A 24,986-nucleotide genomic window follows, 5' to 3' on the forward strand; every position below is an offset into this window, starting at 1 on the left:
TTACTTTTGATTGGTTGCTTCTTTCCACGTATCACCTAAAGATTGCAGCATCTCTTGGGCAATGTTTAAGCCTTTGGCATCGGAGTGCAAATTGGCTTGCATGAGGTGATAGATGATGAGGTCGTAATTGGCAATAAGTTGCGTAGCCACTTCACCGCCTTTTTCTTGATCTACCACGCTTTTAAGCCCAGTATCTACTATATCAATAGCTTTGGATATGGCCTTACCGCGCTCAGCGATATCACCATTTTCCAAATGCATTTTTGCCTTAATAACTGAAGACCTAGCACCATCGATGAGCATGGTGATGAGCTCCTCAGGGGTCGCGCTAAACACTTCAGTTTGTAAGCCTATGGTGGCGTAGGAGTCAATGGAGTGGCGTCCTACGCCGGGCCTGCGTCCGTATGTAGTCATAATTTACTTCTTGGGTGCGTTCATGTTGGCCAACATGTCTAGCTGTTGGGTAAGGTAAGTGCTCATACCGTTCATCTGGTTTACCATTACGTCTAGCTGAGTAAACTGTTTACGGTAGTTTTCCATTTTTTGATCAATGCGGTCAGACGTGCTTTCATACTGAGTCTTTAGCATGCGAATATTGCTGTTGATGCTGTCTTCGCTGTTACTAATTAAGCCGCCCGATTTAATGAACTGATTTGCCGTGCTATCTACCTTGTTAGCTAAGCCGTTGTCACCTGTTAAAAAGTTAGTTACATCATTTAAGTTGTTTTTAACGGCGGCATCTAGCTTATCTTCATCAATTTCTAATTTACCGGTTTTGTAGTCAGTGGTAATACCCAAATCTGTAAGGGTACGAATGGCACCAGAACCTTCAGCATTACCAAGAGCAACTCGCATTTGTGATTCTACGCGTCGTACTAAAGAGTCACCTGTTAATACACTGCTTTGACCTGCTTCCACATCAAAAGAGGTTTGCTTTTTGATGGTGTCTAAAAGAGCATTGTACTCTTTAACGAAGTCTTTAACGGCGTTGGTAGCTACAGAGTCATCGCGGCTCACACTGAGTTTAAACTCGGTATTCGCTTCGGTGGGCATGGCTTTGAGGTCTATGGTTACGCCTTCGATCGCGCCTTCAATTGTGTTGCTTTGGCTAGTAATAGCGATACCATTCACTTTGACGTTCGCATCTTGGGCCGCCACGCTATCATTGTAGTTAGCGGTGTTATTAGCGGCGTCATAGGCTAAAACACCATTTAAATCATCATTACCTGTAACGCTAATATTAGTAACAGCCGCTTCAGTACCGGTGTCTTTAGCGGTAAACATGAGGCGATAAGGCGTGCCGGAGCCATCATTGACCATAGTGGCCTGCACACCCAAATCTGAGTTGGCATTGACGGCTTTCATAATGCCCTCTAAAGAGGCATCATCACCTAACTCAACCTCTTGTGCATTACCGTTAATGGTAAAGCTAATGGTACCGCCACCACCACCTATGTTTTCGGTACGGCTCTCTCTACCATTTGCTACTAAAGACTGTTGAGTGGCTAGGTTATCGATTTTTACATTGTAATTACCAGCAATAGCACTGTTATCCGCTTTAATGCCAATGATATCTTTATTGGAAGAGCTGGCCTTAAGCGCGCCGAACTTTTCGGTATCGCCTAGCGCTTGAGCTGCTTTTTGTAAATCAGTGACCGAGCTTTTAATAATCCCGTAGCCCGATAAACGAGCCTCAGAGAGTTGCTGGCGCTGTTTAATTAAATTTAAGGGCTGGCTTTCAGCTTTGCGCAGATCTGTGAGTAATTGGTCTAACGGTAGGCCTGAACCTACGCCGATGGATGAAATAGCCATATAGAGCTCCTTAGCTTCTTTGTATTCTGTAATTAAATTGTAATGCGTTTACGCTTTGGTGTTAATGCTGTTGCCCTGGAATTTTGCAATCATTTTCGAAATTTGCAGAGCGGCATCAGAGGGTACGGCACGAATCACTTCGCCGGATTCGGTATCCACTAAAGACACCACTAACTTTTGGGTATCATCATCCACATCAAAACGTAAACCGGTGGACCACGCCTTCATATTTTCATTCAACTGCTCAAGCGCTGTATCTAACGAGCTTTTTTCCGGCTCGATGAGGTCCCCCATGGGCGGGCGGTGGGGCCAGCGCTGGTATTCTTGACTTTGACTGCGGCTCTCTGCGCTAGCCTGCACCTGTACTGCCGCATTTTGCTTGTGAGGCAGCGTTTCAGTATCAGAGGCTGTATTAGGCATTATTACGGGCAGGGCCTGTGGAGAAACTGGGTTTACCATGGATAGCTCCTGAGAGTAAAAAATGACAAAATCACCTACTTTGTATATGTACGGCAGTATTTACGGAAAGTTTAGTTTTCTTTGATTTACAAAGCTTATACCGACGATTAGCTATAAAAGGCGCCGCATTTGCTTACATATAAGGCATAATAGAGGTCTAATACGAATTGTGTTTTGAAGTGTTATTTGCTTATGTCACTCTCTGAAGACGCTCTGGTAGGGCAGTATGCTCCCTTAGTACGCCGTCAAGCTTTACAGCTGCTGGCACGCTTACCGTCGAACGTGGAGCTGGATGATTTAATCCAAGCTGGCATGATGGGCTTATTAGATGCCATACGCCGCTATGAGGCAATGGCAGATGCGCAGTTTGAAACCTACGCCATCACTCGCATACGCGGCTCTATGCTAGATGAGCTGCGCAGCCAAGACTGGCTCTCACGCAGTGTGCGCGCCAAAGCCCGCCAAATAGAAACCGCCATCCACACCCTACGCCAACGCCTCATGCGCCAGCCCACCGAGCAAGAGGTGGCCACCGAGATGGAGTTAGAGTTGGATGAATACCAGCTGCTCTTAGAAGATGCCAGTGGTGTGCAAGTGATTCATTATGAGGATTTAGGGCGTTATAGTGAAGACGGGCAGGGGGATGCCTTGGATTTTCTCAGCGCCACGGATGAGACGGGCGATGCCGGTAACCCACTCCATCACTTGGTGTCTCATGATTTGCGCGTCGCACTGATAGAAGCCATTGATGCGTTACCTGAGCGTGAAAAGTTACTATTTGCGTTGCAGTTTCAAGAAGATTTAAACCAAAAAGAAATTGCCGCGGTCATGGAAATCACCGAAGGCCGCGTGTCGCAATTACGTTCGCAGGCTATAGCGCGTATACGGGTGCACTTAAAGGCGGCGCATTGGCAAGGGGGGAGGCCGGATGAGACGGAGGGGCAGGTGATATTTTAGGCTTCAATAGTTAAAACTTTAGGGTATTGCAATATATTTATCACTTATCCCCTGCAAAAAGCTCAGTAATACTCTCATTATCTTGATCGATAGTATCAGGTACTTTAAATTTGCCTTCCGCCACACCCAGCCGCTTTTTAGGCTGTTTAGAGAGTGCCACTAGCTTTGCTGCAGGGTGGCCATGCCTAGCAATAATATATTCTTCTTTTTCACCAGACTCTATAGCTTCAACTAGCTGAGACAGTGATGATTTGGCTTGATGCATATTAATATGTTGCATAGTGCGAATCCTTTAACCGTGATTATTGCCATAGGTCAACTAATTATACACTGTTAGCTAAGGTTGGCTAATAGCCTAAAAACACTATCTTCCTAAACTCTGCTGCAACAACGTCAATATCAGATTCGGTGTTTGATTGGCTTGGGCTAGGGCCCACATGCCGATTTGCTGCTTCACTTGGGCGCGTAGCATATTAGAGATTTCTACGGCGTAGTCAGCGTCTTGGATGCGGCTGCGGGCAGCGGAGAGGTTGATTACCATATTATTATTGGTATTAATTACCGATTCAAACCGGTTTTGAATAGCTCCTAGATGGCTGCGTAAATCATCGACCTTTTGTAGAGCATCATCCAGTTTTTTCAAAGGATCAGCGGTGGGGGCGTTGCCGTCTTTTTCAGCTACGGTAAAGCCATCTAAGCCTAAGCTATTCTTATTAATCGTAGAAAATTCAATCTCAATGGTCTGCCCATCGTGCGCACCTACTTGAATGGCGATATTTCTAGCGCCATTACCTAATAAATTAATACCATTGAAGTGGGTTTGCTCAGAAATACGGTCTATTTCCTCTAAGCGCTGCTCAATTTCCTGCTGTATAGAGGTACGGTCTTTATTCGTATTGCTACCATTTGCCGCCTGCACCGACAGCACCCGTATACGCTGAATGTTTTCATTAATCTGATCCAGCGCCCCTTCTGCCGTTAGCGCCATAGAAATCCCATCATTGGTATTACGTGAGGCTTGTGTAAGCCCACGGATATTGGCTGTCATACGGTTCGCAATGGCGAGCCCCGCCGGATCATCTTTGGCACTGTTAATACGCAAACCCGACGACAAACGCTCAATAGCCGTCCCCAGAGCCGATTGGGTCTTCGCCAAATGGCCCTGTGCAATGAGAGCAGGGATGTTTGTGTTTAGGGTGAGCATATGCCGTTAACGGCATAATGGGCTAAGTGTTTAATAAGAATGCCCCCCGTAGATGCCCGCTATGAGCGGGCATCTACGGGGGGCTAATTAGAGTTATGAGTGCTCAACTAGCCATTCTTTTAGCGCTTCATCTATACGTGATTGCCAGCCCGCCCCTTTAGCCTTAAAAGCTTCTACCACTTCAGGTGATAGCCTAATGGTGATGCGTTCTTTAGTAGGTTTGACCTGAGGACTACGGCCGCGAATGCCGAGCTTGGTTTGTAGTGAGGAAGGCAGCACTTCTGTGGCAGGTTTTAAGCGCTGGAAGTCTTCGGCTTCTAGCTCTAGTATCTAAATCTATGCTGAAAATTCTGTGAATTTTAATATTCACTATTGGCCGAAATCTGGTTTTACAGCCAGAGTTATTGATTTAACTTCTTTTCTACCGATGGAAATATATGTGATCCCTTGTTGTGAAAGTCTGTTCGGATCGTAAAGATTACGCCCATCAAAAATTAATGGAAAGTTAAGTTCTTGCTTTATTAAGTCAAAATCAGGGGCTTTAAAAACCGACCAGTCAGTTACGATAATAAGTGCATCAGCCCCTTTTAATGCGGTTTCTTTCGTGCCACACAGAGTTAAATCATCGCGTGAACCATAGAGACGTTGAGTTTCATCCATCGCTTTTGGATCATAAGCTCTGATTGTGGCACCCTTACGCCATAATGATTCCATTAATACACGGCTTGGTGCTTCTCGCATATCATCGGTTTTTGGTTTAAAGCTAAGTCCCCAAATAGCAAAAGTTTTATTTGTGATCTCATTATCGAAGTAATCCATGATCTTTTTGTATAAGACTTGCTTTTGTAATTCGTTGCGAGACTCAACGGCCTTGAGTATTTTTGGATTAATATTAATTTCTTCCGCTGTTTGTATTAGCGCTCTAACATCTTTTGGAAAACAAGAACCTCCGTACCCAGCTCCTGCATAGATGAAGTGATAGCCTATTCTAGGGTCAGAGCCTATACCTTGTCGAACCATCTCTATATCTGCCCCTACGGTTTCAGCAATTGCAGATATTTCGTTCATAAAACTAATCTTTGTAGCAAGCATTCCGTTTGCTGCGTATTTAGTGAGTTCGGCACTGCGCGTATCCATGACAATGATTTTTTCATGGTTTCGGTTAAAAGGAGCATATAGTTCCCGCATTAATGCTTCAGACTTAGCGTTATTTGTACCGATAATAATTCGGTCGGGGCGTGTACAGTCTGCGACTGCAGAACCTTCTTTGAGAAACTCTGGGTTAGAGATCACATCAAAATCTAAAGATTCAAGTCCTCGATTAATTAACTCTTTTTTAATCGTATTTTTAACCAAGTCTGCTGTGCCTACAGGCACCGTAGACTTGTTAACGATTAAAGATGGGCGCGTGATGTGCTGACCAATCATGTGAGCAACGTCAAGTACATGGCTTAGATCAGCTGAACCATCTTCATCTGGTGGTGTACCCACAGCGATAAAGAACAGTTCTCCATGCTCAATTCCTTCTTTCATTGAAGTTGAAAAGCTTAGTCGGCCAGCGGATAGGTTTGATTGCACCATGGTATCTAGGTTTGGCTCATAGATGGGAATGATACCTTTGTTTAAACCATCAATTTTATGTGTATCAATATCAATGCACATTACCTCATGGCCGACTTCAGAGAAGACGGTTGCCTGAACTAAACCTACATAGCCAATTCCAAAAAAAGTTACTTTCATATTTAGCGACAATCTTTATTGTAAATATTTATTTTCTTATATAATTCTTTTATATTTATATTTGGTTTAACTTTAAATACTGCTGCCGTATCTGTTGACTCAGTTTCATCTAGGAAGTTTAAAACTTCTTTATAATATTCTCTTCCCCAAAAATCATGAATAAAAATTATAGTATCGTTTTCACTTTTATAATTTAGGATATGAAGGATTGATTGAAGTGCACATGCCACACGGAAACGGCCATCAATTAAAATAAAATCATAATTTAGATCTGATTTATGTACAGCTTCACTGTATAAATGAAATTTATCCTGAAATGAAGAGTCAATAGGATAACCCCATTCTTTTGTTGGACCTATATTTATATATTCTATGTTACTATTTCCTATTTCTTTTTTTAATTGCTCTAACCATTTAAAATCACTTTCTACACCATTAACAATTAACCCCATTTTTGCAGCTAATTTACTAGATCCTCCACTTCCAAATTCAAAGTAATTTTGACTTCTTTTAAGATGTTTTTTTAATAATTTAGTCTCTCCTAAACTCATAGCAGGGGAGTCGGGAATAATATATTGATCATTGCTTAATAAAGATTGCTGTAGAGAGGTTGGTTTTTGATTAATTAAAGGGTTTTTTACAGGCTTATTTTCGTAGAGATAGTTTAATGCTCGTTTTTGATTATCAATTGATAAAATATGATAAACAAAATCTTTTATTTTATAAGCACTGTATAAAATAAAAGCAAGTTTTTCACGCTCACTTGCTGTTAAGCTCTGAAGCTTTTTTTGATTAGGCACAAATAATAAAGCGTATTCTTTGATGTGAGTATTTGTAGGCATATACTCTGTATCATTATCAGTTACTTTATCTAAGTAATTATAGTGTGATATGCCTTCTATCCGGTATAGCTCAAAGCCAAAAATAGCTAAATGATTAGTAATCTCATCAATAGTAGATTGATTTTGATATAGGGGTTTTGCTGGTACATTTACTTGTACTACTAACATATTGCTCGTTAATGCATTCTTCTCGCTCAGTAAAGAAAGTACCTTGTGATGAGCACTTAATAATAACCAGTCCACTCCATTTAAGCTGGCTAGTTCATCTGTTTTTACTGTAGCAATTGGAATTTCCGCAATAACAGCATTTTTTTCATTATCTGTAGATGAGGCATTATTTAAAGGTGGGAGAGTGCTTGACAGAGTTGGGTCTATAGTAGCAAAAAGTGTTCTTGGCTCGCCATCACCTAAGGAATGATAAGGGAAAACTTGGATTGAATGCTCTAGATCAATAGGCAGATTCTGCTTGTTAATCGCCCCAGCAGGGTCAAATATAATAAAAGAAAATGCATTTTGATTATTTAACTCAGAAAAGTTATTCCTTAATGGTAAGAGAGTTCCATTATCTACAGTAATAACTTTGCCTTGTAGTTGAAAACTAAAAGTTTCTGAGCTGTTGTCTGGTGTAAATGAAGGAAGTAGTTTCTCGTTTGATGGAGCAGGGTGAGTTATTTCCGTGGGCGTTTGCTCATCAGCAAAATGTGCTACTAAATTTTCATCTAGTGTTAAAGCCTCAGGAGATTTTCCTGAGCAATGCCTTTGCCAGATGGCACGCATAGCGTTACTAAAGCTCTGTGCAAAGCGTTTTGCGTCACATAGTGGGGATTGTAGAACGATAGTCCGTAGGTTTTGTCTAATGATGTTTAGGCTCTCTTGATCATTAGCTAAATCAAGAGCTAATTGCTGATAATGCTCCCAGTTATCAGCTACTAATTCAGGCATGCCTGCATTCACTAGGTGAGTGGCAGAGTGTCTTCCGGCAAAAGTTGGGCCGGGTAGAGTAATAACTGGCACCCCCATAATTAATGCTTCACAAGTTGTTAAGCCACCTGAGTAAGGCCATGGATCAAGGGCAATGTCAACATCGTTATAACTTTTGAGAAGCTCTAGGTGTGGAGAACTTCCTTCTACTCTAATTCGATCTTCAGCAATATTATGTTTTGAGAAAAAGTCGTAGATATGTTGGTGTAAAGAACTACTTGCAAAACCGTGACTTTTTAAAAAGAGGCGAGAATTGGGCACACTATTTAATATGTTAGCCCACGACTCTAAGAGCGTATCATTAATCTTACTGGCGTTATTAAAGCACCCAAACGTAATATACCCATTTTTATTAAAAGGCAAGTCGTTAATAGGAGGGGTGTAAAAGGGAGGTTTGAAGCAAATGTAATCGTCAGGTAAGCGAATGAGTTTTTCGGTGTAAAGAGAGTCTGCTCCTGCTGGTGTTTCAATATGATCGCTAAGTAAATAATCAATAGCATCTATGCCTGTACTGCTAATTAAACCTCCAACCCATTTGACAATGATAGGGGCAGGTTCCATCATTATTGTTTTCATTCTTGAATTGGTATTATAGCCGCTAAGGTCTAGAAGAATATCAATGTTATCTTTACGGATAAGTTGATCTAAGTCTTCATCTGAGGTTTTTTTTATTTCTCGCCAATATGCACATCTTTCTTTGATTTTTTTAGTAATATTATCAGAAGTAGAGCTTGAGCTGTAAGCATAGAACTCAATTTGCTCAGACGGTACAGCTGCTAGTGCGTACGTAATCATTGATCCTACTGGATGAGTTCTAAAGCCGTCTGAAATCATACCAATACGAATTTTTTTATTACGATCAGGATTTGCTGATTGAGCGCGAATAATAGGAAGATTAGGGCGAAAATAGTTTTGGTAATTTCTACACTCTTCTAATATTTGTGAAGGATTATAGTTTGGGCTGTAATGCATAGAGAAAATTAAATTTCCATACATTTTTTCATCATTATTATCTAAGTGAAAACAACCCTTAAATGTCTTAATTGCTTCATTAATATTAGCTGATTCGAGTTGTGCTATTCCATAATAACTTAATAAATAAGGATCTTTTCTTATGCTTTCTTTGTGGTTGTTGAATAGTGTAAAGTAATCATCGAAGTTTTTTGATTTTATATAAGCTGAGGATAAAAGTTGGAGGGATTTGGTATCGTTAGGTTTTTTTTTAATAATTTTTTCTAAAATAGGAATCGCCGAAGAGATATTTTTTTTATCTATATTTAAATTTGCTTTTGTACGTAAAGCCCAAAGGTTATCAGGTTCGTAAGTTAAAGCGTTTTTAAGGTATATGGAAGCAGATTCAAATAGCTCTAAAGCTCTAGCAGAATCGCCAGCGAGAGTTAGAAGTATTACATTTTTAGGTTGATTTTTTAAAAGTTTTTTTGCTTTTTCTAGTGTTTTCTTAGGATTTAAAGTAGAAGTTTCTATGAGTGATTTTAGTTTTTTTTTAAATAAAAAAGTAGTATTTACTGTCATTTTATAAGATTACTTATTAGGTTTTTTACTAATTTGATGAATATAATATAAAAATTTTTCGAATATTTAAAGAAAAAGAACCAAGTTTGACGTTACATCAAACTTGGTCCTTGATAAGCTAGCAGTAACTAGAAAGTGAAAGTTTTCTGCTAGCTGAGAACGTATTTGTTCTTAGTGATTCTTTTATAACTACTAGATATTAACCTAGTAAGGATAGTACAGACTGAGGCACTTGGTTAGCTTGCGCTAATACGGAGGTCCCCGCTTGTTGTAGGATCTGTGCGCGAGTCATATTGGAAACTTCGACTGCGTAGTCGGCGTCTTCAATACGGCTGCGGGCGGCAGATAGGTTTGTTACAGTATTATTCAAGTTTGCGATGGTAGACTCAAAACGGTTCTGAATTGCACCTAGTTCAGAGCGTTGAGTGTCAACAGCTTTTAGGGCATCGTCCACGCTCTTTAATACATCAGCAGCCAATACGTCAACGCCACTATGCTCTACTTTACGTGCAACCTCTGTCCCAGTACCTAAATATCCTTGTGTACCACTAGCTGCTGCAGTGTGTAAATTCCAGCTTGAGTTTGCTGCAATCTTAATATCAATTTTTTGAGTGTCATGGGCACCTACTTGGATAGAAATTGTTTTATCACTCGTGGTATTTAGTACATCTATTCCATTAAACTGGGTTTCTTCAGCAACGCGTTTGATTTCATCTAAACGCTGGTTAACTTCTTGCTGAATGGAGTCTACATCTGATGTAGAGTTTGTTCCATTTTGAGCTTGAACTGAAAGTTCACGGATACGCTGTAAATTATTATTAATTTCATTTAATGACCCTTCAGCCGTTTGCGCAATGGATATACCATCATTAGCGTTACGAGTTGCTTGTGTTAAACCCTTGATGTTTGCGGTAAAACGGTTAGCAATGGCTTGACCCGCGGCATCATCTTTAGCGCTGTTAATGCGCATACCAGAGGACAAACGCTCAATGGCAGAACCCAAAGCGGATTGGGATTTTTGTAGATTGTTCTGTGAGGACAGAGCTAATACGTTGGTGTTAATAACAGACATATTATTTCCTTATATTACGTCGTTGGTAATGAATTTGGTTATTTCAATCTAAGTTACGACTAGCCTGCTTAAAACTTTAGGGTGGGCCGTGAACTTTTTTAATTTGGTGACGGGGGCTGTCGCAGATAGGGTATCGGGCATGGCCCGATACTCACGGGTGGCAATCCCATCGTCTTGTTATGGTTACGGCAGGGGTGGGGAGAAGTTTAGCGATTGGTAGTGAAATTTGCATTTGGTGACAGTTGGGAGAATAATCCGAACGCAGGAGCGGGCCATGCCCGCGATTGACACAGCACACCCCTGTAGAGGTATTGGGCATGGCCCAATACTCACTGGTGATAATTGGTAATATTGGTGGAGCTACCCCCCGTGAAGATCGGGCCATGCCCGATCTAACCAATTACCAGCCAGCTTCCACTAGCATCCATTACCTTGTGTGATTAAGATGTTTTCTCTTGATGGTAATGTAAATCATCATTACTATAGGAGTGAATACTAAAGGAGAACATGATGACTACATTATCGATTACATCTAAAGGGCAGATTACTCTAAAGAGAGATTTGTTACAGCACTTGGGTATACAGCGAGGGCAGAGAGTGGAGGTGATAAAGCTCCCCGATGGTGAGTTACGTATTAAAGCTAAAGAGTCCGTGCAACCCATTAGTCATGTATTTGGTTTGCTAAAAGATAAAACATCGGGTGAGGTGGTGAGTATAGAAGAAATGAATCAAGCGATAGCAGATGGGTGGGCGGGTGAAAAATAATGGAAATCATTGCTGATACGAATGTGTTAGTTCGCGCCATCGTTGCTGATGAGCCCAAACAGGCTGCAGCAGCTCAAAAACTGTTGTCTGAGGCCAGCTTAGTGGCTGTTTCACCTATTGTTTTTTGTGAGCTCAATTGGGTTTTGAGTAGAGCCTACAAGGTTTCAGATACGGATATTGAAGCGGCGATTTATGCTTTAGTAAGAGCAGCTAATGTGCGTACAGACATTGCAGCAGTAGAGGCGGGTCTGGTGTTTATGCAAGAGGGAGGGGATTTTGCTGATGGGGTATTATGGCATTTAGGTATGGAGTTAGGCGGCAAAATCTTCGCCTCCTTTGATAAGAGGGCTGTCAAAATAGCGAAAGCGCAGAAGGCAACGGTTCAATTACTATAACAACCCCACCGCATTCTCCAACACATAATTACAGGCCATGCCCGCGATTATTGCGATTCTTCGATGTTCGTTTAACCACAATTGTGGTAAAGATGCTCTAGCTGCTCCACAGCCGATTGACTTTGTGCCAAGCCTTGGGTTTGTTCGGTGGAGGAGTTGGCGATTTCGGCGATGGTTTGGGTGACGCGCTCTACAGCAGCGACGATGTTTTCCATGATTTGGCCGGCTTGCTTGCTCGGCTTGGCCTACGCCGGTGCTGATGCGGTTGACGGCGGTTTGCAGTAGCTCTTTGATTTCACCGGCGGCGCTGGAGCTGCGTAGGGCGAGGTTGCGGACTTTGTAAGGTTTCCCAGAAGTCTTTAAATACAGCAGGAGGTTAGCTTGCTTTCAAGGTTCTATTTGCCTGTATGTTTGTAGAAGCACTGTATATGTGCCCTGCATTCAGCACCCTAATCGCCTGCTCTAATAGCTCCGCCTGAGTGGCTAGTTCAGCCACTGAGCCGCCTAAATGGCTAACTAGGCTGGTGTTTTGCTCGGTGGCCTCATCAATTTGGGCAATGGCTTGATGGATTTGATGTAGGCCGGTGGCTTGTTCACCGGAGGCTACGGAAATTTCGTCGATAATGTTATTCACTTGTTGTACCGACTGCACAATATCGCTCATGGTGGTGCCCGCGTGCTCGGCTTGCTTTACACCGGTTTCCATACGGGTTACTGACCCTTCGATCAGCTCTTTAATCTCACCGGCGGCCTGAGAGCTGCGTTGGGCTAAATTGCGTACCTCGCCGGCTACCACGGCAAAACCACGGCCCGCTTCACCCGCGCGGGCGGATTCTACGGCGGCATTGAGGGCTAATATATTGGTTTGAAAGGCAATACCCTCAATGAGGGTGACGATTTCCGCGATTTGGCGCGCACTTTGGTGTATGCCTTGCATGGTATCTACCATGTCTTGCACGGCGCTGCCGCCTTGTTGGGCGGTACTCATGCTGCTTTGGGCTAAGCGTGTGGCTTCGGTGGTGTTGTCGGCGTTTTGTTGCACGGTAACGGTGAGCTCTTCCATGCTGGCAGCCGTTTGTTGTAGTGAAACAGCTTGGTTTTGGGTGCGTTCAGCTAAAAGTTGATTATCTGCGTCAATTAACTCTGAGATTTGCTTAGTGGCTTGAATGGCCGCGTGGGTATCACTGGAAATAACGGTGAGCCCTTTACGCATTAGGTCTAAGCAAAAATACAAATGTGCGGTTTCGTCGGAATCTTTTTTGGCATCATGATGTACCTCTAAGAGTAAGTTACCCGCTGCAATTTGCTGCGCCATGAGCGCTGCATTTTTAAGGGGCTCTGTCATGCCTTTGGAGATACGCCAGCCATAAAAATAAACAATGGCCAATAATACTGCTAATACCGCACCCACCCCAACACGGTAAGACTCAGGTATACCACCACTAAAAGCAAAGTAAGCCATGATGGCGGTGGCTAAGGTGCCGGTATTCACCATACGCAGCATACTGGCGGGTAAGCTGCGTTTAAAGGGGGCGCGTAACCAAGGTAGAATACGACGCCAGCCCGTAGGAACGAGTACACCTTCTTTAAGGGTATAGCCTTTAAGGGTGTTGTTATTGATTTTTTCATACAGCGCTTCTGCGGCACGAATTTGTTCTTCTGAGGGGCGTACTCGTACCGAGGCATAGCCAGTGACCACTTCATTTTCAAAAATAGGAGATACCAGCGCGTGTACCCAGTAGAAGCCACCATCTTTACGGCGGTTTTTGACAATGCCGGTCCAAGGCTTGCCTTCCTGTAGCGTATCCCAGAGATCTTGGAAAGCGGCAGGGGGCATGTGAGGGTGGCGCACAAGATTATGCGCTTTACCCATCATCTCTTCGCGGCTAAAGCCACTGATTTCCACAAAGGCGGGATTGGCATAGGTAAAGCGGCCTTTGAGATCAGTTTTGGAAATTAAGTATTGATCGTGGCGTAGTTTGCTTTCTATGGCGGTAATGGGGTAGTTTTTTCTCATGCGCTTGGCTTTGTCTATAGTTTTTATTTGTTAAGGTGTATATCTTAGGTATGTATGTTTCGTAGGAACCATACATAAATATACGACATATAACAATACTTAACATTCCTATAAGCATATAACTGATCATTCACTGAGTTAACTCAAAGGTAGGTGGCTCAGTTATAGTAGAGGCGTAATTCATAATTAGGAAGTTTCACTAGTGACAAACACCACATTATCTGCCGAGTTGGTTGCTGTATTAGTGGCCGTCACGCAGGCGCAACCCCGCGTTTTAACCACCCAATGCGCGCGCGCTTTGCCCGCTGGCCCTTTGCAGCATACGCATCAATCTTTACAAAATGGCCTACGCCAATGGGTAGAGCAGCAAACGCATCATGAGTTAGGTTATGTAGAGCAGCTGTATACCTTTGCCGATAAAGGGCGTTTTCATGCCTCGGGCGCCCGCGTTATTTCGGTGAGTTATTTGGCGTTAACGGTAGAGGGCAGTACAGAAGAAGTCGATGAGGTGGGGTGGCAGGATTGGTATCGCTATTTTCCTTGGGAAGATCAGCGTCAAGGCATACCCGAGTTATTAAGTGATCACCTCATTCCGGCTCTTACCGATTGGGCGCATTCTGACGCTGGATTACAGTGGCATCGTTGGCAGCGCGTGGCTTATGCTTTTGGTTTAGAAGGCTCCACATGGAATGAAGACATGGTGCTACAGCGCTATGAGTTGCTTTTTGAAGCCGGTTTAGTGCCTGAGGGCCAGCGCCAAACGCATCAGATGGGTGATATTACCGCGGATGCGCCTTCAGACTTGGGGCTATCTATGAGCTACGATCACCGTCGTATTCTTGCCACCGGCATCGCGCGCTTACGTGCCAAAATTAAGTACCGCCCTGTGATGTTCGAGCTCATGCCTGATGAGTTCACTTTATTACAATTACAACAAACCGTAGAAGCCATCGCTGGCCGTGTATTACATAAACAAAACTTCCGTCGTTTAGTGGAGCAGCAAAATCTGGTGGAAGAAACCGGTGCCTTAACCACCGGTACTGCTGGCAGACCCGCAAAATTATTTCGCTTTAAGGGGGATGTGATTGTGGAGCGGGCCATAGCGGGGACAAAATTGCCGTTGGCGAAACAGGCACGGTAGGGGGCGGGGGTCCCCAGTGGGTATCGGGCTATGCCCGATATTTCTATTGCAATTATTTATGCTCAATGCTAGCATAATCATTATCCCTTAATACTCCGAATGAGCATAATATGAAAACAGCAGTACCTGCTTTACCTCATTTATTAATCGACCCCTTAGTGCGTAGCACGCTGGCCGAAGATTTAGGCCGGGCGGGAGATATCACCAGTCAAGCCATCATTGGGCCTGAGGTGCAGTCTGAGTTGTATTTGGTGGCGCGGCAGGCAGGCGTGCTGGCGGGGTTAGATTTAGCGCGTTTAGCTTTTGAGCTCATGGATGCCCAGCTGCAGTTTGACCCTTTATTGAATGATGGCGCAGATTTAGAGCCGGGTAGTCGTATTGCGCGTATTAGCGGTTCGGCGCTGGCTATTTTGAGTGCGGAGCGCACCGCGTTGAACTTTTTGTGTCACCTAAGTGGTATAGCCACGGCCACAGCTGAGATTGCTAAAGCCATTGCCCCCTTTAACTGCAAGGTAACCTGCACCCGTAAAACCACGCCTTTATTACGCAGTGTAGAAAAATACGCGGTGCGCGTAGGCGGGGGGACGAACCACCGTTTTGGCTTAGACGATGCCGTGCTCATTAAAGATAACCACATTGCCATTGCCGGTAGTGTAAGCACAGCCATCGAACGCGCTCGAGCTAATGTAGGTCATATGGTGAAAATTGAAATAGAAGTGGATACGTTAGCGCAATTAGACGACGCCTTAGCTGTGGGCGCGGAGGTCGTTCTTTTGGATAATATGGCGCCAGCTGTTTTAGAAGAAGCGGTGCGTCGCATAGATGGCCGAGCGATTAGCGAAGCCAGTGGGGGTATTACTCCAGATACAGCGGCTGCCGTGGCGGCTACGGGCGTGGATAGAATTGCGATTGGTTGGATTACCCACAGTAGCCGTATTTTAGATATAGGTTTGGATGCATTATGATGAAAAAATCACGTATATATATGGCGTATGTGGCCGTGCTGTTGTTGGTGCTAACGGTGGGACTCGCACTGTGGCGTTCTACGGTACACGCATCTGATTCTGCCGCTACAGCGAGCTTTCCCGCTAAGCCTATGACTATTATTGTCACCTTTCCTCCGGGGGGCGGCACCGATTTACTCGCCCGTAAACTGGGTGATGCCTTAGAAAAGCATTGGCAAATACCGGTGGTAGTAGAAAACCGTCCCGGTGCTAGTGGCAATATAGGAGCGCGCTATGTGGCAGAAAGTAACGCCGATGGGTACACCTTATTGATGGTAAATAGCTCTTTTGCTGTTAACCCGGGCGTGTATAAAGAGTTAGGCTTTGATCCTAAAGCAGATTTTGCTCCTGTGATTAACGTGGCCTGGATACCTTCAGTGGCTGTGGTAGGAGCAAAAAGTACTGCCACCACTCTGGAGCAAGCCTTAACGCCGGTAGGGACAAATAACAATGTGGCTTTTGCCTCGTGTGGTAATGGCACGCCGCAGCATTTAGCCGGAGAGATGCTCGCTGAGCGCACCGGAGCCGCTTTGCTGCATATCCCTTACAAAGGCTGTGGCCCGGCAGTGGCCGATGTGGCTTCGGGCCAAGTGCCCTTGGGGTTTGTCACCATTTCAAGTGCCATGAGTTTTGTGCAAAGCGGTCAGCTACGTCCCTTAGCTGTTACCTCACCTGAGCGTAGCCCGGTGATGTCTGAAGTTTCTACTGTGATGCAAACCGGCGTAGAGGATTACGAACTAGATCAATGGCACGGTTTATTAGCCCCAGCAGGCACACCAGCAGAAACCATAGAAACGCTAAACGCCGCTTTGGTGGAAATAATGAGTGCTGAAAAAATGCAAGACGAATTGCAACTTTTAGGTTATACTCATGCACGTAGTACAGCAGCAGAGTTTACTGAAGTGATTCATACAGACATAGATCGTTTTAGCGCCTTAACTCAGCGCATCGGTTTAAAAATGAATTAATGCAAAAAACACTTGCACAAAATAAATAAACCATGCTATATTACATTTTTTGGCTCATTAGCTCAGTTGGTTAGAGCAATGGAATCATAATCCAGAGGTCCCCTGTTCGAGTCAGGGATGAGCCACCAAGAATTCTGCAAGCTGCCCCGTATCAATTTGATGCGGGGCAGCTTTCGTTTAAGCCCCCCGTAGAGACCGGGCCACGCCCGGTCTAACCGTGGCACCCCCGTAGAGAGAGGCCACGCCCGGTCTAACCATACCCCCTCAGAGCCACGCCCGGCCTAAGGTTGCCCAATTCGTTATATGACCAAACAAATAAAAAACATCCAACACCAAGAAGCCACCCTAGACAAAGGGGCAGAGCTAGTACGCCGCTTGGAAGCGCTCATCGCTGAATGGCAGCGTTTTCAGCCCGACTTTAGCGAACTTATGGCGTATTACGGCAGTGCGCAGTGGCACGAGGACGTGAAAGCGAGCAACGAAGGCGCTTTAGAAGGCGTTAAGTGTGGGGTGTTGAGCGAAGACGCGGTGCACGATTTGTACGGGGAGCAGCGTGCATTGAACTTGAAAATGATGCGAGTGGCGTTGGGTTATTTGGAGGGGTAGTGAGGGATTGGTGGTGAGATATTGGGCATGGCCCAACATCTACATTTCGTTACTTGGCACTTTCTTTTGAAATCAGGGCTTCTTGCTTTAATTCAGCGGCTGAAACTCTCACTATTTTGCCATTTCTTTCTACGATAATACCGGTATTGGTTTTAATGGCATCGTGACGAGCTAGTTGTGCTGAGCGCAATAGAGCTGCCGAGACTTCGGCTTCAAAAAGAGCGAGGTTGCTAAATTGGGTACTCACTGGTTTTCTCCGCTATCAATCAATTTCATCGTGTCATTAGAATTATCATACAACATCCAAGCGTTTACTATGTGCTTGTAATGGCTATGGAAGAGGGCAAGCCCTGACTTAACACGATGAAAGCAATTTCGCACTTCTTCTAGCATGATTTTTCCGGCTCGTATAGCCACTAGTTCTGGGTCAAAAGGCGATAAACCGGCCGCGATATAATCCGCATTAATAAACCGAATTGAGTCTTTAAGGGGCGCAAGAAGGGTTCGTGCTAAAGTGGTTTTACCCGCTCCGTTGGGGCCAGCAATAATAATGACGCGCTTAGTCTCGCTCATAGATAGTGTGTATTTATTTTAATGGTTGAGAAGGAGGGGTAATCCACGTGGTTCTCATTATAGTCTGATATTGGGCATGATGACCCGGTCTAACTATTTTTGCCATAACCACCAATCATTTAGCCTTGATGATGCGCTCCTTACGCAAACGCAAAGGCTGGACGCAAGCTGATTTGGCAAAACGGCTCAACGTCTCCCAGCAAGCGGTGTCTAGAATGGAGGTGAACGCGGATAACCTATCGTGGGCGCGTTTACACCATGTGTTAAACGTTTTAGACGCTAAGGTGTCAGTGGTAACCGATGAATACCTAGGGGCCACACGGTCACAGACGGAGTGGTGATGAGCGTCTTAGCTATCTGGATTAATAGGGTTCTGCTAGAAGAGACCCATTTTAGGTCTTATCATACCCATATTGGGTCTTTTCGAGGGGTGTCTAGTGGGGAAGGTTTGAGCTATAGCGAAGTCATGCAGCTATTAGAGCAAGCCGAGTTGGAATTACAACGCAGCGTTAATCCCACGATTTACACGCCCGACGAGTTTGCAAAACGGCTAGCAGAAGGGCAGAGTTTTTTGACTAAGGTTTTGGCAGAAGAAACGATTGATTTATTGAAGGAAATCTAACCGAAAAAACATTGCCACTGCTACAAAGAACTACTACAATATAAAAATCAGCTTGTAGGTCATTGAAAGTAAACGAGTTTTCTGGTTCGGTTTTGGTTTTCACCAAGTCAGGGATGAGCCACCAAGAATTCTGCAAGCTGCCCCGTATCGTTAAGATGCGGGGCAGTTTTCGTTTAAGCCCCCCGTAGAGACCACGCCCGGTCTAACACCCGCACTTCGCTACTTATTATCCCTGTGAAAGTCAGGTCGTGCCCGGCCTGATTCTTTCTCCCGTAGTGGCCCTCGGTGCTGTTTAGTTTGTGGATCTCGATGCATACGATGCTGGTCTTGGTAGTGGTGCCTATCTTGTGGGCCCTGGTGCATTCTATGCGGTTCTTGGTGGCGGTGGAATCTATCTTGTTGATCTCGGTGCATACCTCGTGGCTCTTGTTGCATACGCGTTGAGGGTTCTTGCTCGCGAGTCGGTGAGTTTTGCGCCTGCACGGAAGAATAAGTCGTGATTGACAGTAATGAAATAAAAGAGAGTGCTAATAGGTTTTTTCTGCTAATCATAATGAAAACCCCATAATTCAAAGAATATGTATTAACCGTAGCACAAATGAAGGGAATATTCTGCCCGATGACGGCGTTATCAAGACGGATTAACTAGGTGGTAGAGACTAACAGTCTGTCTGCCGCTGCGCTTAAAGCCAATACAAGTAATACAGGGAGTATCCAGCCTAAGCCGAGTTGAGCACCAGGCAACTCTTGTAACCCATTAGGCAAAAAACCTCCTAGGCCCGCGGCACGTAAACCATCCATCAAACCAAATAGAGCGGCTACCCCTAGAGTTGGGATAAAAACGCGAGAAGCATTACGCCAGTAAGACATAGCCAAACATAAAAACACTAAGCTAATAGCAATGGGGTATAGCGTGAGCAATACAGGAGCAGCAATAGCAATTAACTGAGTGAGTCCTTGGTTTGCAATTAGGGTACTCATTAGGCTCAAGGCCAGTACCGCCTTGGTATAGGAAATATTCAGCAACTGACTAAAATACAAACCACAAGCAGAAATTAAACCAATGGCGGTGGTTAAACAAGCTAAAGCAATAATCAAAGCCAAAAGTAAACTGCCCATAGAACCAAAAATATGGTTCACAAAAGCACTGAGTATGGGGGCTCCCGTGGGCGCATCCGGGGCTAACGTGCCGCTGCTGGCGCCCAGCCAAATGAATGACACATAGACTAAGGTCAAACCAATGGCTGCAATTAAACCGGCAATAATGGTGTAACGTGTTAAGCGCTTAGTTTCTGTAATGCCTTTATCGCGAATGGTTTTAATAATTACAATGCCGAACACTAATGCGGCAAGAGCATCCATGGTCTGATAGCCTTGCGTAAAACCTTCGGCAAAAGCATGTGCTAGGTATGGGCCATTGGGTGTGCCAATGTTGCCTGCAGGCCAAAAAATCGCAGCCAATGCCAGCGCACTTAGTGCCACGATTAGAATCGGTGTGATGAGCTTACCTACCGTATCTAATAGGCGACCTGGATACAGCGCAATCAGCATCACAATAAGAAAAAAGAGGGTACTGTAAATAGCTAAAGCCAGTGCACTCTCTCCGACATAAGGCACCAAACCGATGGAGTAGGACACAGTAGCGGTACGCGGCGTGGCAAATAACGGGCCAATAGTGAGGTAAATTAAGGTGCCAAAAATTGTACCTGCCACTTTACCTATAGGCTGTGTTACGGCAGTTAAACCACCACCTATACGAGCTAAAGCGACTACGGCCAGCAACGGAAGACCCACCCCAGTTAACAGAAAACCCAGCGCGGCAGACCAGAGGGAGTTCCCTGCTAGTTGGCCAACTAGCGGGGGGAAAATGATGTTCCCCGCGCCTAAAAAAAGAGAGAAGGTCATGAAACCCAAGCTAATCAAATCTCGGGTGTTAAGAGTGGAGTTCATAAAAAGACACACGTATGAAACAGAAGAGAGGGGCTCATCATACCGTAAATCAAGAGTTAATAATCGTTATAAAACATCTGTAAGTGCTCTTGAAATGCTAGGCTAGAAAGTATTAACTAATAGCAATTGCTTGCTGTGTAAATGTCTACTACTTAAGGAAGAGCCATGATGTCAAAATTAAACCGTCCGGATTTGTTTCGTCAACAGTGCTATTTAAATGGGGAATGGGTTGATGCTGAAAACGGAAATATCACCGATGTATTTAATCCCGCCACCGGTGAAAAAATAGGTACCGTTCCTGAAATGGGGACGGAAGAAACCCGTAATGCCATTGAAGCAGCCAGTCAAGCCTGGCGTCAGTGGCGCGATCTAAGTGCAAAACAGCGTGGCGATATTTTGCATCGTTGGTTTGAGCTTATGACTGAGCATGCCGATGATTTAGCGTTGATCATGACGGTAGAGCAAGGCAAGCCGCTTGCGGAGGCTCGAGGTGAGATTGCCTATGGGGCTTCTTATTTCGAGTGGTATGCCGAAGAAGGGAAACGAGCTTATGGTGATGTGATTCCCGCTGTCTCTAAAGATCAAAAAATTGTAGTGACTAAAGAACCCATCGGCGTATGTGCTGCCATCACGCCTTGGAATTTTCCCACCTCCATGATTACGCGTAAGGCAGGGGCTGCATTAGCTGCAGGTTGTCCCATCGTTATTAAACCCGCCCCAGCAACCCCTTATTCTGCTTTAGCTTTAGCTGTTTTAGCTGACGAAGCGGGTGTGCCTGCTGGCGTTTTTTCAGTGGTTACGGGTAATGCGACTGAAATTGGCGCAGAGATGACATCCAGCCCCATCGTGCGCAAGCTTTCTTTTACAGGATCCACAGCTGTAGGCAGTTTGTTAATGAAGCAATGTGCGGAAAGCGTGAAAAAAGTCAGCTTAGAATTGGGTGGTAATGCCCCCTTTATTGTTTTTGATGATGCGGATTTAGATGCTGCCGTTAAAGGAGCCATCGCCAGTAAATTTCGCAACTCAGGTCAAACATGCGTGTGCGCTAATCGTTTTTATGTACATGCAGATGTGTATGAGGAATTTAGTAAAAAACTGGCCCAAGCTGTTTCTCAGTTAAAAGTAGGTAATGGTTTGGATGAAGGTGTTACTCAAGGTCCTTTGATAAATAGTGCAGCAGTAACTAAAGTCACCGAATTGGTAGAAGATGCCGTATCTAAAGGTGCCACTGTATTGCTTGGAGGCAAATCTCAAACCCCAGAGTCTTTGTTCTTTGAGCCCACAGTGCTAACGCACATGACTTCTTCCATGAGAGTGGCTCAGGAAGAAATATTTGGTCCGGTGGCTCCTTTGTTCATGTTTTCTTCTGATGAAGAGGTGGTTCACATGGCGAACGATACGAAATTTGGCTTGGCTGCTTACTTTTATAGTCGTGATATCGGGCGTGTGTGGCGTGTGGCCGATGCGCTCGAATACGGCATGGTAGGCATCAATACCGGTCTTATTTCTAATGCTGCGGCCCCCTTTGGTGGCGTTAAACAATCGGGTTTAGGTCGTGAAGGTTCTTTTTATGGATTGGATGATTATTTAGTCATTAAATACATGTGTATGGGTGGATTGGAGGGTTAACGCCGTTTTTTCTTTGTAGATTTTTTTATTTTGAGCGTAACCGATCTCTATTCAATAACATTGTACTTGTATATTGTTACGTTTGGTTTCAGGAAAGGTTGCGCTCTTAAAGCAAAAATTACTGCTTGGCTTAGGCTGTTTAGCGCAACAGTAATAGTTTTAAAAAGGTATTTAAACAGCCTAAAACACCTTAAAAAATCAGCATTACAACATTTTTTATTAATAAAGAGTTCTCCCACTCGCTCTCTTTGGCTTAGGCCATCTGGTTTGCTGTCATCGCTTAATAGCTTAAGACATTAAGCTAATTACTAATTAATACAAATACTTCTAGCATATCCCTTAAGCCTGCAAATTATTCAATGCTTAAAAAAAAGCAATAAATAACAAGTAATAAAGCAGGAGTTTATAGAATAAACAAAGGGGAAGAGCAGTGCTTAGGCGCATAATCAAAAGACGAGTGAGACAGCCCCAGTATTTACTTTCAGACATCCATGTAGGAGGGCGCTGGTTCTGTTTGTGTTCTTTTACGTTATTAACCTTAACCACGGTTCCGGTTAAGGCTCAAGCAGATACTTATGATCACTGGATATTACAAGCACGACAAGGTTTGTATGCTCCCGCCCTTCAGGGATTACAACAATACCAACGTCAGCATAGTGGTGATTTACGTGTACAGTTGGATTTAATTCGGGTGCATTATTGGGCCGGAAATGCTGCCGAGGTTTTAGAGGGCTATCAACGTCTGCCCCGAAATGTACATATACCGGTCGATGTGTTGCTTTTTGTTTCACGTACTTATAGGGTATCAGGCCAACCTTACGAAGCCTTAGGTGTCAGCCAGAAAGCCTTAGCACGACAACCGCATAATACGGAAGTTATTCGCAATCACGATCTTGCTTTACATGCGGCCGGTTTATATCGTCAAGCCTTGGAATGGCAAACGCAGCATGCTTCGGTGTTCTCAGATAAGGAAAAAAGAAACCGACAGGCGGATTACGCTGCTGAGTTGACCCGCTTAGCCCCTCAACCTACGCGAACCTTAGCCGAACGCTTTGTTCTGGCTGAACGTGCTGTGCAGATGCAAGATCAGCTATTAGAAAATAGCGATACGAGTCTGGAATCTTCTTTATTTCTCCAACGTCTCCATGGGGACCGCTTAATGGCAGTGGATGTGCGCGAGGAGATTGTTCCCAGTGTGGATATTAACTCTCTTCATGCACATCAATATCCGGGTTATGCCTTAGGTGCCTTGGGTGCATTACAACTGCGGGCGCGTCAGCCTGAGCAAGCCATAGCCAGTTATCAACAAGCGTTGGCGGAACCTAAGCTGGATGCAAAAACTCGTCTGGAATATCAAACAGGTTTGGCTTTTTCGCTACTAGAAGCAGGTCATGAATCGGAGGCTCTGGCATTAACGGAAACCATGGAGCGTGAAGCGCCCACCACTTACTTTTTGCCCGGTAATCCGGAGGCTTTACCCAATCCGGATCACACTGATGCCCTGATTCTGAAAAATTCTCTTTATATTTATACCGGTTTACTTCGCTCTGCCCGGGAGAACTTGGCGCAAGCCAGTGCTCTGGCACCAAACAATGTCAACTTGCGTGTGTCGCTGGCAGATGCGCAGCGTATGTCTACGCTTCCTCGTCACGCTGAGCATAATCTAAAAATTGCTGAAACCTCATCTCCACGCCAAGAAGATGTGGTCATCAGTCAAGCTCAGACAGCTTTGGATTTGCAGGAGTATAGGCAAACCGAAGAGTTGCTTGACTATGCAAAAACGCATTACCCCACAAACACCCGTGTACACGAGTTAGAGAAAGATTGGCATACGTATCGCAAAAATGAGCTGGTTATACGTAGTGGCTTTGAAAGTGGAAATGGGGCGGACGTCTCTGGGCAAGACGGACTGACCACTGAAGCACAGTGGTATAGCGCACCGTTTGCTTACAACTGGCGCGCTACTGTGCTGGCTGGTTACTTGAAAACCGATGATGATTTGGGCCATAACGTGAGCTGGCAAGGGGCGGGAGTGGAATGGCGTGCTCGAGATTGGAATTCACTGATGCTAGTGAGGAGTCAGGATTGGGGGCAGGGCGTCAAGGTTGGGGCCAGTGTGCAAGCGGATTATGACCTCAATGATTATCTACGCATAGGTACCACAGTAGATTATCGCACCTTAGATATCCCTAACCGAGCCCTAGCGCAAAACATTACGGCGAATTTAGCTCAAATACGTCTAAGAGGACAAAACGGACCAGAGCAATGGGTAGAAGCGGCTTACACGGCCACAAAGTTTTCAGATCATAACTTACGACACAGCTTTCAGCTCACAGCTAATCAGCGCTTGTACACCACCCCGCGTTTTCGTGTTGATGCCCAAATGGAGCTTTGGGCGTCGGGTAACAATGCCATCAGTGCACCGTACTTTAATCCACGTCGTGAATACATGGCTGTCCCTATGTTGCGGTTAGAGCACTTGCTTTATCAACGGTATGAGAAGCGTGTCAGCCATGCGTTGAATATTGGAGCAGGCGTCTACCATCAGCAGGATTATGGCCGTGGGGGGGTGGCTAAAGCGGGCTATGAAATCACCTATCAACATGATCGTAACCTAGAAATAGGCCTAACACTGCAAGCCTTGAGCCGTCCCTATGATGGGAAACGCGAGCAACAAGTCAGTGGCGCCCTTGAACTGAAGATCAAATTTTAGGTA

26 protein-coding genes and 1 tRNA gene are annotated in these 24,986 nt (G+C 44.7%); 12 read left to right on the forward strand and 15 right to left on the reverse strand.

Features of this window, described 5'->3' with window-relative positions:
- Genes fliS through AC2UZJ_RS08180 form a run of 3 tightly spaced genes read right to left on the reverse strand, consistent with a single transcriptional unit; the run spans nt 1 to nt 2,271 of the window.
- Nucleotides 1-414 (reverse strand): flagellar export chaperone FliS, encoded by a 414-nt coding sequence (fliS, locus tag AC2UZJ_RS08170; RefSeq protein ID WP_486949653.1) that lies wholly within the window; start codon nt 412-414, stop codon nt 1-3.
- 3 nt (nt 415-417) lie between these two features.
- Nucleotides 418-1,812 carry a flagellar filament capping protein FliD gene (fliD, locus tag AC2UZJ_RS08175; protein ID WP_486949654.1) on the reverse strand — a complete coding sequence of 465 codons (1,395 nt, stop codon included), beginning with the start codon at nt 1,810-1,812 and terminating at the stop codon, nt 418-420.
- A gap of 48 nt (nt 1,813-1,860) precedes the next feature.
- Entirely contained in the window at nt 1,861-2,271 is a 411-nt protein-coding gene (locus tag AC2UZJ_RS08180; protein WP_486949655.1) for a flagellar protein FlaG, read from the reverse strand.
- 192 nt (nt 2,272-2,463) lie between these two features.
- Here AC2UZJ_RS08180 and AC2UZJ_RS08185 point away from each other — a divergent pair, with 192 nt between their 5' ends.
- On the forward strand, nt 2,464-3,228 hold the full coding sequence (locus AC2UZJ_RS08185; protein ID WP_486949656.1) for an RNA polymerase sigma factor FliA: 765 nt from the start codon (nt 2,464-2,466) through the stop codon (nt 3,226-3,228).
- A gap of 40 nt (nt 3,229-3,268) precedes the next feature.
- On the opposite strand, the gene AC2UZJ_RS08190 is transcribed toward AC2UZJ_RS08185, so the two are convergent.
- The 6 genes from AC2UZJ_RS08190 to AC2UZJ_RS08215 form a co-directional block, all read right to left on the reverse strand.
- Complete coding sequence (locus AC2UZJ_RS08190; protein ID WP_486949657.1) at nt 3,269-3,508, reverse strand: type II toxin-antitoxin system Phd/YefM family antitoxin; 240 nt, start codon at nt 3,506-3,508, stop codon at nt 3,269-3,271.
- An 84-nt stretch (nt 3,509-3,592) separates the two neighbouring features.
- Nucleotides 3,593-4,432: a flagellin N-terminal helical domain-containing protein gene (locus AC2UZJ_RS08195; RefSeq protein ID WP_486949658.1), complete on the reverse strand. Its 840-nt coding sequence runs from the start codon at nt 4,430-4,432 to the stop codon at nt 3,593-3,595.
- Between the two features lie 93 nt (nt 4,433-4,525).
- On the reverse strand, nt 4,526-4,762 hold the full coding sequence (locus AC2UZJ_RS08200; protein WP_486949785.1) for a BrnA antitoxin family protein: 237 nt from the start codon (nt 4,760-4,762) through the stop codon (nt 4,526-4,528).
- 39 nt (nt 4,763-4,801) lie between these two features.
- A complete protein-coding gene (locus tag AC2UZJ_RS08205) occupies nt 4,802-6,172 on the reverse strand; it encodes a UDP-glucose dehydrogenase family protein (protein WP_486949659.1) in 1,371 nt (456 codons plus the stop codon).
- A 2-nt stretch (nt 6,173-6,174) separates the two neighbouring features.
- Nucleotides 6,175-9,528: an O-linked N-acetylglucosamine transferase, SPINDLY family protein gene (locus tag AC2UZJ_RS08210; protein ID WP_486949660.1), complete on the reverse strand. Its 3,354-nt coding sequence runs from the start codon at nt 9,526-9,528 to the stop codon at nt 6,175-6,177.
- Between the two features lie 199 nt (nt 9,529-9,727).
- Nucleotides 9,728-10,600, reverse strand: coding sequence for a flagellin N-terminal helical domain-containing protein (locus AC2UZJ_RS08215; RefSeq protein ID WP_486949661.1), 873 nt, complete (start codon nt 10,598-10,600; stop codon nt 9,728-9,730).
- A 507-nt stretch (nt 10,601-11,107) separates the two neighbouring features.
- Here AC2UZJ_RS08215 and AC2UZJ_RS08220 point away from each other — a divergent pair.
- Together AC2UZJ_RS08220 and AC2UZJ_RS08225 are read left to right on the forward strand one after the other, a co-directional pair.
- Nucleotides 11,108-11,365, forward strand: coding sequence for an AbrB/MazE/SpoVT family DNA-binding domain-containing protein (locus tag AC2UZJ_RS08220; protein WP_486949662.1), 258 nt, complete (start codon nt 11,108-11,110; stop codon nt 11,363-11,365).
- Nucleotides 11,365-11,760, forward strand: a complete 396-nt coding sequence (locus AC2UZJ_RS08225) for a type II toxin-antitoxin system VapC family toxin (protein ID WP_486949663.1) — start codon at nt 11,365-11,367, stop codon at nt 11,758-11,760. The genes AC2UZJ_RS08220 and AC2UZJ_RS08225 overlap by 1 nt, the downstream gene beginning before the upstream one ends.
- Before the next feature lie 71 nt (nt 11,761-11,831).
- On the opposite strand, the gene AC2UZJ_RS08230 is transcribed toward AC2UZJ_RS08225, so the two are convergent.
- Together AC2UZJ_RS08230 and AC2UZJ_RS08235 are read right to left on the reverse strand one after the other, a co-directional pair.
- Entirely contained in the window at nt 11,832-11,975 is a 144-nt protein-coding gene (locus AC2UZJ_RS08230) for a hypothetical protein (RefSeq protein WP_486949664.1), read from the reverse strand.
- 161 nt (nt 11,976-12,136) lie between these two features.
- Nucleotides 12,137-13,777 (reverse strand): methyl-accepting chemotaxis protein, encoded by a 1,641-nt coding sequence (locus AC2UZJ_RS08235; RefSeq protein WP_486949665.1) that lies wholly within the window; start codon nt 13,775-13,777, stop codon nt 12,137-12,139.
- Between the two features lie 202 nt (nt 13,778-13,979).
- Between AC2UZJ_RS08235 and AC2UZJ_RS08240 the strand changes: the two genes are divergently transcribed.
- The 5 genes from AC2UZJ_RS08240 (at nt 13,980) to AC2UZJ_RS08260 (ending at nt 17,496) form a co-directional block, all read left to right on the forward strand.
- Entirely contained in the window at nt 13,980-14,918 is a 939-nt protein-coding gene (locus AC2UZJ_RS08240; protein ID WP_486949666.1) for an NUDIX hydrolase, read from the forward strand.
- Nucleotides 14,919-15,028: 110 nt separating this feature from the next.
- A complete protein-coding gene (gene nadC, locus AC2UZJ_RS08245; protein ID WP_486949667.1) occupies nt 15,029-15,883 on the forward strand; it encodes a carboxylating nicotinate-nucleotide diphosphorylase in 855 nt (284 codons plus the stop codon).
- A complete protein-coding gene (locus tag AC2UZJ_RS08250) occupies nt 15,880-16,890 on the forward strand; it encodes a tripartite tricarboxylate transporter substrate binding protein (protein WP_486949668.1) in 1,011 nt (336 codons plus the stop codon). The genes nadC and AC2UZJ_RS08250 overlap by 4 nt, the downstream gene beginning before the upstream one ends.
- Before the next feature lie 51 nt (nt 16,891-16,941).
- Nucleotides 16,942-17,018, forward strand: a tRNA-Met gene (locus AC2UZJ_RS08255).
- A gap of 175 nt (nt 17,019-17,193) precedes the next feature.
- The gene (locus AC2UZJ_RS08260) at nt 17,194-17,496 is read left to right on the forward strand and encodes a DUF4298 domain-containing protein (protein WP_486949669.1); all 303 of its coding nucleotides are present in this window, start codon (nt 17,194-17,196) and stop codon (nt 17,494-17,496) included.
- A 49-nt stretch (nt 17,497-17,545) separates the two neighbouring features.
- Here the strand turns inward: AC2UZJ_RS08260 and AC2UZJ_RS08265 are convergent, their stop codons facing one another.
- Nucleotides 17,546-17,743: a hypothetical protein gene (locus AC2UZJ_RS08265; RefSeq protein ID WP_486949670.1), complete on the reverse strand. Its 198-nt coding sequence runs from the start codon at nt 17,741-17,743 to the stop codon at nt 17,546-17,548.
- Nucleotides 17,740-18,069, reverse strand: coding sequence for a hypothetical protein (locus AC2UZJ_RS08270; protein WP_486949671.1), 330 nt, complete (start codon nt 18,067-18,069; stop codon nt 17,740-17,742). Before AC2UZJ_RS08270 ends, AC2UZJ_RS08265 begins: the two co-directional genes overlap by 4 nt.
- 128 nt (nt 18,070-18,197) lie before the next feature.
- Between AC2UZJ_RS08270 and AC2UZJ_RS08275 the strand changes: the two genes are divergently transcribed.
- Nucleotides 18,198-18,410: a helix-turn-helix domain-containing protein gene (locus AC2UZJ_RS08275; RefSeq protein WP_486949672.1), complete on the forward strand. Its 213-nt coding sequence runs from the start codon at nt 18,198-18,200 to the stop codon at nt 18,408-18,410.
- Entirely contained in the window at nt 18,410-18,691 is a 282-nt protein-coding gene (locus AC2UZJ_RS08280) for a hypothetical protein (protein WP_486949673.1), read from the forward strand. The genes AC2UZJ_RS08275 and AC2UZJ_RS08280 overlap by 1 nt, the downstream gene beginning before the upstream one ends.
- Nucleotides 18,692-18,910: 219 nt before the next feature.
- Here the strand turns inward: AC2UZJ_RS08280 and AC2UZJ_RS08285 are convergent, their stop codons facing one another.
- Nucleotides 18,911-19,243, reverse strand: coding sequence for a hypothetical protein (locus AC2UZJ_RS08285; RefSeq protein WP_486949674.1), 333 nt, complete (start codon nt 19,241-19,243; stop codon nt 18,911-18,913).
- Nucleotides 19,244-19,336: 93 nt separating this feature from the next.
- The gene (brnQ, locus tag AC2UZJ_RS08290) at nt 19,337-20,641 is read right to left on the reverse strand and encodes a branched-chain amino acid transport system II carrier protein (protein ID WP_486949675.1); all 1,305 of its coding nucleotides are present in this window, start codon (nt 20,639-20,641) and stop codon (nt 19,337-19,339) included.
- A gap of 168 nt (nt 20,642-20,809) precedes the next feature.
- On the opposite strand from brnQ, the gene AC2UZJ_RS08295 reads away from it, so the two are divergent.
- On the forward strand, nt 20,810-22,270 hold the full coding sequence (locus AC2UZJ_RS08295; RefSeq protein WP_486949786.1) for an NAD-dependent succinate-semialdehyde dehydrogenase: 1,461 nt from the start codon (nt 20,810-20,812) through the stop codon (nt 22,268-22,270).
- A 514-nt stretch (nt 22,271-22,784) separates the two neighbouring features.
- Nucleotides 22,785-24,983: a poly-beta-1,6 N-acetyl-D-glucosamine export porin PgaA gene (gene pgaA, locus AC2UZJ_RS08300; RefSeq protein ID WP_486949676.1), complete on the forward strand. Its 2,199-nt coding sequence runs from the start codon at nt 22,785-22,787 to the stop codon at nt 24,981-24,983.
- The last annotated feature ends 3 nt before the right edge of the window (nt 24,984-24,986 follow it).

This window comes from Paenalcaligenes sp. DL 309, from assembly GCF_057475285.1.